Source organism: Sphingopyxis sp. PET50 (assembly GCF_025244705.1).
Classification (GTDB): Bacteria; Pseudomonadota; Alphaproteobacteria; order Sphingomonadales; family Sphingomonadaceae; genus Sphingopyxis.
In genome coordinates this window covers 672160-684579 of the sequence record NZ_CP104207.1, presented here as the reverse complement: position 1 = coordinate 684579, position 12420 = coordinate 672160, and the positions used below count along the sequence as shown (strand labels likewise).

Genomic DNA, 12420 nt, shown 5'->3' with positions numbered 1-12420 from the left:
CGCTGGAGCAGACCGGCAGAGACCCCCGCCTGCGCGGGGACGGCACTAATCTATGTTATAATTTCCCATTCATCTGGAATTAATCCCGATTTGCCGTATTTTTCCCGCATTCGATATCCGCCGAAATCGCAAAACCCTTGGATAACCGCCGCAGAATCGAATTGGCATGCCTCCTGCATAACCCTTGGCATCCACCGGATGGTCCGGTCGGAAGGATACAGGAAGGATCACATCATGGCTCATTTCAACACCAGCACGGTCAAGAGCTACGCGCTCGCTGCTTTCGCCTCGCTCTACGCCTCGGTCATGCTGCTGGCGATCGCCGGTCAGAATGGTGCGCAGATCGGTTCGCTGGTCGTTTGACCGGCGAACCCCACCTCACCCGATAACGCCGGCCTCCGGGCCGGGATGGAAAGGACAGAAATGAAACAGGGTTTTCGCAAGAATCGTCGCGACGGCATGATCTTCGGGGTCTGCGCCGGGCTGGCCGACCAATTCGGCTTCGACGTCTTGTGGACGCGCATCGCCTTTGTGGCGCTGACTTTGCTGGGCTTCGGCCTGCCCCTGCTGCTCTACATCACCGTCGCGATCCTCGCGCCCTAGGCAGCACCGGGCCGGGACGCCTTTCAGGCGCACTCGCATCCGGCCCGCATATTCCCAATGACCAAAGGCCCGCCGACCAACCGGCGGGCCTTTTCCTTATGCGATTATGTCTTTTGCGCGCACGACCGCCGACCGACAGGTATCGGGCGGGAGCGGACGTTTGTCTCCCCTCCCGCAGGCGGGAGGGGTCGGGGGTGGGCAGCGGCGTCGCGATGGCCCACCCCGCTGCGACTAGGCTCAGGACCTATTAAAATGCTTGCGCGTTAGGTTCGGGTTTGATTCAAGGTGGCCGGAGGTGCTGCCATGAGTGACTTGTTGCTGTTGAGTGAGGCGCAGATGCGCCGGATCGAGGGATATTTTCCGCTGTCGCATGGAGTACCGCGGGTCGATGACCAGCGGATATTGAGCGGGATCTTGTTCGTGATCCGCAACGGTCTGCGCTGGCGCGACGCGCCGGCGGGCTACGGGCCGCACAAGACGATCTACAACCGCTTCATTCGCTGGAGCCGACTGGGGGTGTTCAACCGCATCTTCGCCGAACTGGCCAGGGATGGCGACGGGGTTCTGATGATCGACGCGACCCACCTCAAGGCGCATCGCACCGCCGCCAGCCTGCTCAAAAAGGGGCTCTACCCCGATGTATCGGACGCAGCCGGGGCGGGCTGACCACCAAGCTGCATGTGCTGTGCGATGGCCGGGGACGTCCCTTGCGGCTCCACCTCACCGAAGGCCAGCGCAGCGACCACAAAGGTGCGGAGGCTCTGGTCAAGATCATGCCCGAAGCCGAACGCCTCATCGGCGATCGAGCCTATGCTTCGCGCTGGTTCCGCAAAACTCTCGCCGACAGGGGCATCGCGGCCTGCATCCCGCCCCATCGCAGCCATAAGGTCCAGAACTGCTACGATAAAAGTCTCTATCGCCAGAGACATAAAATCGAAAACCTCTTCGCTCGCCTCAAGGACTGGCGCCGCATCCACACCCGCTACGACCGATGTGCCGACATCTTCCTCGCAGCCATCACCTTCGCCGCCATCTTCCTCTTTTGGATTTAATGAGTCCTGAGCCTAGGGCGCAAGCGCCCAAGTCTCGCTGCCCCTCCCGCTTGCGGGAGGGGGAGACCAGCCCATTGCTCAAATGTCCACTCCCCACCCCAAAACCGCCGTCGGCACGCAAGTTTGCAATCGACACGATCGCCTTTCCTATGCGCCCTTCGGCTGTACCGTGAAGCCATAGGGGATGTAGAGGAACACCTCATTTTCGCTCGCCTGGTTCCACACCAGATGCCGGTCGAGCCCGCTGACCACGACGCCGTAATCGGCCCCGAAGGCGCTGCTCGCGCGGCGCGATTCGTCGGCGATCAGCTTGATGATCTGGCCGCGATACTGGTCGGGGTTGACGATCGTCAGCTGCAGCGCGCCATATTTCTCGATCAGCGAGCGGCCCGTCGCGGGCACGCTCCGGATAAAGCTGTCGATGCGCGACTGCGCGCTGTCGGCGGGACCGGCCAGCTTCGTCTTCACCGTCACGGCAATCTCGCTGGTGTCCGAACGGCGGCCCGAGCGCAGCGGCAGTTCGCGGTAATTGGCGAGCGTCACCTTCGTGAGCTCGAAATTGCCGGTGACCAGTTCGAGCCCGGCGGCGTCGGCCTTGCGGATCGTGGCCTCCAGCATCGCATGGATTTCCTGCCGCCGCAGCTCGCTGTCGCGCGAATCGGACGTGACCAGGATATCCTGGATCGCCCCGTCGGCGAGCCGCCGCAACCCGATGACGGGCGCACTTTCCTTGAAATAGCCGTCACCGGACCCGCGGACCGCGGATACGCGCACTTCGCCGCGGATATTGCTGTTGTCCTGCGCGATCGCGCCGCCCGCGGTGACCGCGAGCAATAGGGCCGCCGATAGCGCCCACCTCTTTCCGATTTTCATAACCCACCTCGCAACAAAAGTTGCGACCCGTGGGAGGCGTACCAGCCTTTACCCTGCGCGGGGATGAACGAGAATATTTGCCCAGGCGCTGACGGATCCGACCCGTGACCGCCCTGGGGTGGGGAGTGGACGACGCCGATCCTCCCCGGCACGGGGAGGGGGACCAGCGAAGCTGGTGGAGGGGCACAGGCGGTTTACCCTGCCGGTGAGGGCGTGCCTTGCGGCCGGGTTGCCGGAAAACGGCGTTCTTTCGGTCTGGCGTCGCGTAAGCCTCATGTGCCCCTCCACCACCCTTCGGGTGGTCCCCCTCCCCCGTTGGGGGAGGATCGCTTATGGCCGCAACCGCCCGAAACCCGCCAATCCCACGACTCCCGCGCCACCCAAAAGAAAAAACCCCGCCGGATCGCTCCGGCGGGGCTGTTTTCCTTCAGGCCGGACGGCCGAGGGGCTTATTCCTCGCCTTCGCCTTCGGGGCGGTCCAGCACCGCGACATCGTCGGTGGTGAAGTCCTCGCCCTGCACCTTGCCGAGCGGATCGTCGCCCATCGCGGCTTCGGGACCCTGCGCCAGTTCGGCGGCATGTTCCTCGGCGGCGGTCTGCGGCGCGATCAGATGCTCCTGGTTCGCGGCGCGCATCGCGGCGCGGAGCGCGGCATCCTTCGACGAGGCCGTGACGCGGACGCGGTTCATGGCAGCGCCGGTACCCGCCGGGATCAGGCGGCCGACGATGACATTCTCCTTGAGGCCCTGCAGCGAGTCGACCTTGCCCTGCACCGAAGCCTCGGTGAGCACGCGGGTCGTTTCCTGGAAGGACGCCGCCGAGACGAAGCTGCGGGTCTGCAGCGACGCCTTGGTGATGCCGAGGAGGACCGGGCGGCCCTCCGCGGGAACGCCGTTCTTCGGCAGTTTGGCGTTATATTCCATCATCTCCAGATAATCGAGCTGCTCGCCCGGCAGCAGCGTGGTGTCGCCGCCGTTGGTGATCTCGACCTTCTGCAGCATCTGGCGAACAATCACCTCGATATGCTTGTCGTTGATCTTCACGCCCTGGAGTCGATAGACTTCCTGGATTTCCGCGACCAGATATTCGGCCAGCGCCTCGACGCCCATGACATCCAGAATGTCGTGCGGGTTCGGCGAGCCCGAGATCAGTGCGTCGCCGCGCTTGACCTGGTCGCCTTCCTGCACTTCCAGCACCTTCGACTTGGGGATCAGATATTCGATCGGATCGCCTTCTTCGGGAACGATCGCGATCTTGCGCTTCGCCTTGTAATCCTTGACGAATTCAATGCGGCCGCTGATCTTCGCGATGACGCTGTTGTCCTTCGGAATGCGCGCTTCGAACAACTCGGCCACCCGCGGCAGACCGCCGGTGATGTCGCGCGTCTTCGACGCTTCGCGGCTGACGCGCGCCAGCACGTCGCCCGCCTGCACTTCCTGCCCGTCCTCGACCGACAGCATCGTGCCGACCGCGAGCAGGTAGCGCGCGGCCTCGCCCGAGGCGTCGTCGAGCAGGGTCAGGCGCGGCTGAAGGTCTTCCTTCTTGCCGCGGCCCGCAGCGCGATATTCGATCACGACGCGCTGGGCGATGCCCGTCGCTTCGTCGACCTGTTCGACCAGGGTCTTGCCGTCGGCCAGATCCTGATATTTCACGATGCCCTGCTTTTCGGTGATGAGCGGCATGGTGAACGGATCCCATTCGGCGATCCGGTCGCCCTTCTTCACCTTGTCGCCGTCCTTGAACAAGATCTGCGCGCCATAGGGCAGCTTGTGCGCGGCGCGCTCGCGGCCCTCGGCGTCGATGATCGCGATTTCGCCCGAACGCGACAGCGCCAGACGGCGGCCACGCTGGTCGACGATCGTCGCCATGTCGCGATATTCGATCGTGCCGTCCGAGATGGCTTCGGCGTTCGACTGCTCGTTGACCTGCGCCGCGCCGCCGATGTGGAAGGTCCGCATCGTCAGCTGGGTGCCGGGCTCGCCGATCGACTGGGCGGCGATGACGCCGACCGCTTCGCCGATGTTCACCGGCGTACCGCGCGCGAGGTCGCGGCCATAGCATTTGCCGCAGACGCCCAGCGTCGCTTCGCAGACCAGCGGCGAGCGGATCTTGACCGACTGGACTTCGGCTTCCTCGATCCGCGCGGTCGTCGCTTCGTCGAGCAAAGTGCCCACCGGAGCGATGATATTGCCGTCCTTGTCGACCACATCCTCGAGCGTCGTGCGGCCGAGGATGCGCTCGCCCAGCGAGGCGATCGTCGAACCGCCCTGCACGATCGCGCGCATTTCCATACCGCGGGTCGTGCCGCAATCCTCCTCGATCACGACGCAGTCCTGCGACACGTCGACCAGACGGCGGGTCAGATAGCCCGAGTTCGCCGTCTTGAGCGCCGTATCGGCGAGGCCCTTGCGGGCGCCGTGGGTCGAGTTGAAATATTCAAGGACGGTCAGGCCTTCCTTGAAGTTCGAGATGATCGGCGTTTCGATGATCTCGCCCGACGGCTTGGCCATCAGGCCGCGCATGCCCGCGAGCTGCTTCATCTGGGCCTGCGAACCACGCGCACCCGAATGCGCCATCATGTAGATGGAGTTGATCGGGGCCAGGCGGCCATCGTCCAGCTTCGGCGTCGCGCGGATTTCCTCCATCATCGCGTTCGCGACCTTGTCGCCGCACTGCGACCAGGCGTCGATCGCCTTGTTATACTTCTCCTGCTGCGTGATCAGGCCGTCCTGATACTGCTGCTCGAAGTCCTTCACGAGCGCGCGGGTCTCGTCGACGAGGCCTTCCTTCGACGCCGGGATGATCATGTCGTCCTTGCCGAAGCTGATGCTCGGCCTTGAACGCGTTGCGGAAGCCCAGCGCCATGATGGCGTCGGCGAACAGCACCGTCTCCTTCTGGCCGGTGTGGCGATAGACCTGGTCGATCACGTCGCCGATTTCCTTCTTGGTCAGAAGGCGGTTGACGACGTCGAAGGGCACGGTGTGCGACTTCGGCAGGCATTCGCCGATCAGCATGCGGCCCGGGGTGGTCTCGAACCGCTTGAGATACTCGTTGCCCTGCTCGTCGGTCTGCGGAACGCGGCTGATGACCTTGGTGTGCAGCGTGACGGCGCCGGTGTAGAGCGCCTGATGCACTTCGGCCATGTCGGCGAGCAGCATGCCCTCGCCCGGTTCGCCTTCGCGTTCGAGCGACAGATAATAGAGACCGAGCACCATGTCCTGCGACGGCACGATGATCGGCTTGCCGTTCGCGGGGCTCAGGATGTTGTTGGTCGACATCATCAGCACGCGCGCTTCCAGCTGCGCCTCAAGGCTCAGCGGGACGTGCACGGCCATCTGGTCGCCGTCGAAGTCGGCGTTGAACGCGGCGCAGACCAGCGGGTGAAGCTGGATCGCCTTGCCCTCGATCAGCACGGGTTCAAAAGCCTGAATGCCGAGGCGGTGAAGCGTCGGGGCGCGGTTCAGCAGCACCGGGTGCTCGCGAATGACTTCGTCGAGGATGTCCCAGACTTCCTTGCGTTCCTTCTCGACCCACTTCTTCGCCTGTTTCAGGGTCATCGACAGACCCTTGGCGTCGAGGCGCGCGTAGATGAACGGCTTGAACAGTTCGAGCGCCATCTTCTTGGGCAGGCCGCACTGGTGCAGCTTGAGTTCGGGGCCGGTCACGATGACCGAGCGGCCCGAGTAATCGACGCGTTTGCCGAGCAGGTTCTGGCGGAAGCGGCCCTGCTTGCCCTTGAGCATGTCCGAGAGCGACTTCAGCGGACGCTTGTTGGCACCGGTGATCGTGCGGCCGCGGCGGCCGTTGTCGAACAGCGCGTCGACCGCTTCCTGCAGCATGCGCTTTTCGTTGCGGACGATGATGTCCGGCGCGCGCAGCTCCATCAACCTCTTGAGACGATTGTTGCGGTTGATCACGCGGCGGTAGAGGTCGTTGAGGTCCGACGTCGCGAAGCGGCCGCCGTCGAGCGGCACCAGCGGGCGCAGTTCGGGCGGGATCACGGGGACGACCTCCAGAATCATCCATTCGGGGCGGTTGCCCGATTCGATGAAGCTTTCGACGACCTTCAGGCGCTTGATGATCTTCTTGGGCTTCAGCTCCGACTTGGTGGTCGCGAGATCTTCCATCAGGTCGGCGCGTTCCTGTTCGAGATCGAGATTCTCGAGCAGCACGCGGATCGCCTCGGCGCCGATGCCGGCGCTGAACGCGTCTTCGCCATATTCATCCTGCGCGTCGAGCAGCTCGTCCTCGGTGAGCAGCTGGAACTTCTCCAGCGGCGTCAGGCCGGGCTCGAGGACGATGTACGCCTCGAAGTACAGGACGCGCTCGAGCTGCTTGAGCTGCATGTCGAGCAGCAGGCCGATGCGCGACGGCAGCGACTTCAGGAACCAGATGTGCGCGACCGGCGCGGCGAGCTCGATATGGCCCATGCGCTCGCGGCGGACCTTGGTCACCGTGACTTCGACACCGCACTTCTCGCAGACGATGCCCTTGTATTTCATGCGCTTGTACTTGCCGCACAGGCACTCGTAATCCTTGATCGGACCGAAGATGCGCGCGCAGAACAGGCCGTCGCGCTCGGGCTTGAACGTGCGGTAGTTGATCGTTTCGGGCTTCTTGATCTCGCCGAACGACCACGAGCGGATGCGCTCGGGGCTCGCGATGCCGATCTTGATCATGTCGAAGGTTTCGGGCTTCGCGACCGGGTTCATGAAGTTGGTAAGCTGGTTCATAATCTGGTTCCTCGCTTAGCCCCTCCCCTTCAGGGGAGGGGTTGGGGTGGGGGCCCGCGGCCTTGCGCAAGGCTTCGAGCCCCACCCCCGGCCCCTCCCCTGAAGGGGAGGGGTGGGATATTTATTCGGCGGCTTCGGGAAGGGCGTCCGGACCTTCGTCGGGGTCTTCGTCCGCATAGGACGAAAGCTCGACGTTGAGGCCCAGCGAGCGCATTTCCTTGACGAGCACGTTGAAGCTTTCGGGAATGCTCGGCCTCGAAAGTGTCGTCGCCCTTGACGATCGCCTCGTAGACCTTGGTGCGGCCGATCACGTCGTCCGACTTCACCGTCAGCATTTCCTGCAGCGTGTAGGCGGCGCCATAGGCCTGGAGCGCCCACACTTCCATTTCACCGAAGCGCTGACCGCCGAACTGCGCCTTGCCGCCCAGCGGCTGCTGGGTGACGAGGCTGTACGGCCCGATCGAGCGCGCGTGGATCTTGTCGTCGACCAGGTGATGAAGCTTCAGGATATACATATATCCCACCGTCACCTTGCGGTCGAAGCGATCGCCGGTGCGGCCGTCGTACAGATCGACCTGGCCCGACCGGTCGAGACCGGCGCGTTCCAGCATCGCCGACACGTCGCCTTCGCGCGCGCCGTCGAACACCGGCGTCGCGAAGGGCACGCCCACCGACAGATTTGCGGCAAGGTCGATGACCTCATCCGTAGTACGCGCCTTGATTTCGTCCGCATATTCATCGCCATAGGCGTGAAGCAGCGCTTCGCGCACCGACTCGGGCGGGGTTCCCGCCACGGGGTCGGGGTTCGCCATGCGCCAGTCCTCGAGCGCCGCCGTGATCTGGCGACCGAAGCCGCGCGATGCCCAGCCGAGGTGCGTTTCGAGAATCTGCCCGACGTTCATGCGCGACGGCACGCCCAGCGGGTTGAGCACGAAATCGACATGCGTGCCATCTTCCAGGAACGGCATGTCCTCGATCGGCAGGATGCGGCTGATGATGCCCTTGTTGCCGTGACGACCGGCCATCTTGTCGCCCGACTGCAGCTTGCGCTTCACCGCGACGAAAACCTTGACCATCTTGAGCACGCCCGGGGCGAGTTCGTCGCCGCGCTGCAGCTTTTCGACGCGGTCTTCGTACTTCGCGCTGATCCGCTTGATCGCGTCGTCATACTGCGCCTTGATCGCTTCGAGCGCGGCCTGGGCCTTGTCCTCGACAACGGCCAGCTTCCACCAGTCGCCGCGGTCGAGGTCGACCAGCATCTCCTCGGTGACGACATCGCCTTTCTTCAGGCCCTTGGGCACCGCGCTGGTCGTCTGGCCGATCAGCAGGTCCTTGAGGCTGGAGAAGGTCGCGCGGTTGAGGATCGCGCGCTCGTCGTCGGCGTCCTGCTTCAGGCGCTCGATTTCCTCGCGTTCGATCGCGATCGCGCGCTCGTCCTTGTCGATGCCGTGACGGTTGAAGACGCGGACTTCGACGACGGTGCCCGACACGCCGGGCGGCAGGCGAAGCGACGTGTCGCGCACGTCGCTGGCCTTTTCACCAAAGATCGCACGGAGCAGCTTTTCTTCCGGCGTCATCGGCGATTCCCCCTTGGGGGTGATCTTGCCGACCAGAATGTCGCCCGGGCCGACCTCGGCGCCGATGTAGACGATGCCCGCCTCGTCGAGGTTGCGGAGGGCCTCTTCGCCGACGTTCGGGATGTCGCGGGTGATGTCTTCCGGCCCGAGGCGCGTGTCGCGGGCGGTGACTTCGAATTCCTCGATGTGGATCGAGGTGAAGACGTCGTCCTTCACGATGCGTTCGCTGATGAGGATCGAGTCCTCATAATTGTAGCCGTTCCACGGCATGAACGCGACGAGCACATTCTTGCCGAGCGCCAGTTCGCCCAGTTCGGTCGACGGACCGTCGGCGATGATGTCGCCCGAACGAACGACGTCGCCCACCTTCACCAGCGGACGCTGGTTGATGCAGGTATTCTGGTTCGACCGCTGGAACTTCTGGAGGCGATAGATGTCGACGCCCGACTTGCCGGGTTCGACCATATCGGTCGCGCGGATGACGATACGCGTCGCATCGACCTGGTCGATGATGCCGCCACGGCGCGCCGCGATGGCCGCGCCCGAATCGCGCGCGACGGTGCCTTCCATGCCGGTGCCGACAACCGGGGCTTCGGCCCGGATCAGCGGCACGGCCTGACGCTGCATGTTCGAACCCATCAGCGCGCGGTTGGCGTCGTCGTTCTCGAGGAACGGGATCAGCGAGGCCGCGACCGAAACGAGCTGCTTCGGCGACACGTCCATCAGGGTGATCTGGTCGCGCGGCGCCATCAGGAACTCGCCCGCCTCACGCGCCGAGATCAGCTCGTCGACGAAGCTGCCGTCGGGGTTCAGGTCGGCGTTTGCCTGCGCGACCGTGTGCTTCGACTCTTCCATTGCCGAGAGATAGACGACCTCGTTCGTGACCTTGCCGTCGACGATGCGGCGGTACGGGGTCTCGATGAAGCCATATTTGTTGACGCGCGCGAAGGTCGCGAGGCTATTGATCAGGCCGATGTTCGGGCCTTCCGGCGTTTCGATCGGGCAGATGCGGCCATAGTGGGTCGGGTGAACGTCGCGGACCTCGAAGCCCGCGCGCTCGCGGGTCAGGCCGCCCGGCCCGAGCGCCGAGACGCGGCGCTTGTGGGTGACTTCGGACAGCGGGTTGGTCTGGTCCATGAACTGCGAAAGCTGCGACGAGCCGAAGAATTCGCGCACCGCGGCGACCGCGGGCTTCGCGTTGATCAGGTCGTTCGGCATCACCGTCGACACATCGACCGACGACATGCGCTCCTTCACCGCGCGCTCCATGCGCAGCAGGCCGACGCGATACTGGTTTTCCAGCAGTTCGCCGACCGAACGCACGCGGCGGTTGCCGAGATTGTCGATATCGTCGATCTCGCCCTTGCCGTCCTTCAGATTCACCAGTTCCTTGACCACGGCGAGGATGTCCTCGCTGCGCAGCGTGGTGACCGTGTCCTCGGCATCGAGGCCGAGGCGCATGTTGAGCTTGACGCGGCCCACGGCCGACAGGTCGTAGCGCTCGGCGTCGAAGAACAGGCCGCCGAACAGCGCTTCGGCGGTTTCGCGCGTCGGCGGTTCGCCGGGGCGCATGACGCGGTAGATGTCCGACAGCGCCTGATCGCGGTCCTCGGCCTTGTCGGCCTTCAGCGTGTTGCGGATCCACGGACCGGTGTTGTTGTGGTCGATGTCGAGCAGCACGAGCTTGTCGATGCCCGCCGCGTCGAGCTTTTCGAGATTGTCGGCGGTCACTTCGTCGCCGGCCTCGATATAAATCTCCCCGGTGGCTTCGTTGATCAGGTCATAGGCGCTGTAGCGGCCGAAGATTTCCTCGGTCGGGATCAGCAGCGTGTCGAGACCATCTTTGGCGGCCTTGTTGGCGAGGCGCGGGCTGATCTTGTGGTCGGCGGCGAAGACGACTTCGCCGGTCTTGGCGTCGACGACGTCGAACGCCGGCTTCGCACCGCGCCAGTTTTCGAGGATGAAGGGCACCTTCCAGCCATTCTCGGCGCGCTCGAAGACCATGCGGTCGTAGAAATGGTTGAGGATTTCCTCGCCCGTCATGCCCAGCGCATAGAGCAGGGTCGTGACCGGCAGCTTGCGCTTGCGGTCGATGCGGACGTTGACGATGTCCTTGGCGTCGAATTCGAAATCGAGCCACGAACCGCGGTACGGGATCACGCGCGCGGCGAACAGGAACTTGCCCGACGAGTGGGTCTTGCCGCGGTCATGGTCGAACAGCACACCCGGCGAACGGTGCATCTGCGACACGATGACGCGCTCGGTGCCGTTGACGAAGAAGGTGCCGTTCTCGGTCATGAGCGGCATGTCGCCCATATAGACGTCCTGCTCCTTGATATCGAGCACCGAACGGGTGTCGGTTTCGCTGTCGACCTCGAACACGATCAGGCGCAGCGTGACCTTCATCGGCGCCGCATAGGTGATGCCGCGCTGGCGGCATTCCTCGACGTCGTACTTGGGCTCTTCGAGTTCGTAATGGACGAAGTCGAGCTCGGCGGTGCCGGCGAAATCGCGGATCGGGAAGACGCTGCGCAGCGTCTTTTCGAGGCCCGAGACATAACCGATCGAGGGGTCCGAGCGCAGGAACTGCTCATAGGATTCGCGCTGCACCTCGATGAGGTTGGGCATTTCCACCGCTTCGTGGATGTTGCCGAACAGCTTGCGGATCTCGCTTGGTCGCGGTTGCTTCGAGGGCCTTGCCCACCGACTTCGCCTTGGTCGCCATAAGTGATTGTCTCGCCTGTCAAAAATCAAAATCGCGAGCGCATCGACGCGAAAAAAGCCGCAGGCAACCGTTGCCGGTTTACCGCAGCTTCCTAACGCCTGTCGAAATCCCCGCCGACCTATCCGTACAGCCCGATGCGCAAAGTCAGGCCCTATCTCGAACGGCGGGGTATGCCGGGGATATAGGATTGGCGTCCCATCTTGTCAACGCGGCGGCGCGAGGAATCTCAGCCGCCCAGCCCGTCGATCTTGCGCTCGATCCGCTCCAGCCGCGCGGCGATGTCGCCCGCATCGCTTCGCGCGCCGGGCAGGCCCAGCACCGGCATCACATAAATGGCGACGCGCCGCCGGATTTCCGCCGCATCGTCATAATCCTCGCCGCCGAGCACCAGCATCTGGTGCAGCAGCCATTCGGTCAGCCGATCGAGATCGTCGGGCGGCGTCCATGCGCCCGACGCCATCGCGCCTTCGAGCATCCGCCCCACCACGGCGCCGGTGATCGTCTTGTGCGCGGTCAGGAAGATCGAGAAATCGTCGTGAAGCAACCCGTCCTTCGCGACCTTGTGGATCCACGGCGTGTTGCAGATGCTCTCGATTCCGCCCGCGATCACCTGTTCGAGCCGGTCCTCGATCGGCCCCAGCCCGACCGCGATCTGGCCGCTGCGCTCGAGATAAGGCCCCGCGAGATGCTGGAGCAGCGCGAGCAGCAGCCCCTCGCGGTTGCCGAACCAGCGATAGAGCGTCGCGCGCGACACGCCCGATTCGCGCACGACATGGTCAATGGTCGTGTCGTGAAAGCCGACGCGCATGACCACTTCGGCGGTCGCGTCGAGCACCGCGGAGCGGGCCGCGTCGCC

5 protein-coding genes and 2 pseudogenes are annotated in these 12420 nt (G+C 64.1%); 3 read left to right on the top strand and 4 right to left on the bottom strand.

Annotated elements, in window-relative coordinates:
- Positions 1-234 precede the first annotated feature (234 nt).
- The 3 genes from N0A20_RS03560 (at position 235) to N0A20_RS03550 (ending at position 1655) form a co-directional block, all read left to right on the top strand.
- Positions 235-363 (top strand): hypothetical protein, encoded by a 129-nt coding sequence (locus N0A20_RS03560; RefSeq protein WP_260582642.1) that lies wholly within the window; start codon positions 235-237, stop codon positions 361-363.
- A 60-nt stretch (positions 364-423) separates the two neighbouring features.
- Complete coding sequence (locus tag N0A20_RS03555; RefSeq protein ID WP_260582641.1) at positions 424-603, top strand: PspC domain-containing protein; 180 nt, start codon at positions 424-426, stop codon at positions 601-603.
- Positions 604-906: 303 nt separating this feature from the next.
- A protein-coding gene (locus N0A20_RS03550) for an IS5 family transposase (RefSeq protein WP_260582640.1) occupies positions 907-1655 on the top strand; the annotation gives its coding sequence in 2 pieces (ribosomal slippage) (positions 907-1234 and positions 1234-1655; 750 coding nt in all).
- 147 nt (positions 1656-1802) lie between these two features.
- On the opposite strand, the gene N0A20_RS03545 is transcribed toward N0A20_RS03550, so the two are convergent.
- The 4 genes and pseudogenes from N0A20_RS03545 to N0A20_RS03525 all read right to left on the bottom strand — a co-directional run bounded on the left by N0A20_RS03545 (position 1803) and on the right by N0A20_RS03525 (position 12399).
- Positions 1803-2489, bottom strand: coding sequence for a TonB-dependent receptor (locus N0A20_RS03545; protein ID WP_260582639.1), 687 nt, complete (start codon positions 2487-2489; stop codon positions 1803-1805).
- A gap of 488 nt (positions 2490-2977) precedes the next feature.
- Positions 2978-7262 (bottom strand): annotated as a pseudogene (gene rpoC / locus N0A20_RS19985) (DNA-directed RNA polymerase subunit beta').
- Between the two features lie 121 nt (positions 7263-7383).
- Positions 7384-11564: pseudogene (gene rpoB, locus N0A20_RS03530) on the bottom strand (DNA-directed RNA polymerase subunit beta).
- Positions 11565-11790: 226 nt separating this feature from the next.
- Complete coding sequence (locus tag N0A20_RS03525) at positions 11791-12399, bottom strand: TetR/AcrR family transcriptional regulator (RefSeq protein ID WP_260582637.1); 609 nt, start codon at positions 12397-12399, stop codon at positions 11791-11793.
- Positions 12400-12420 lie beyond the last annotated feature (21 nt).

What these genes read in the sequence shown, in the direction of transcription:
- N0A20_RS03560 (WP_260582642.1), top strand. Translation starts at nt 235, where the DNA reads ATGGCTCATTTCAACACCAGCACGGTCAAGAGCTACGCGCTCGCTGCT.
- N0A20_RS03555 (WP_260582641.1), top strand. Translation starts at nt 424, where the DNA reads ATGAAACAGGGTTTTCGCAAGAATCGTCGCGACGGCATGATCTTCGGG.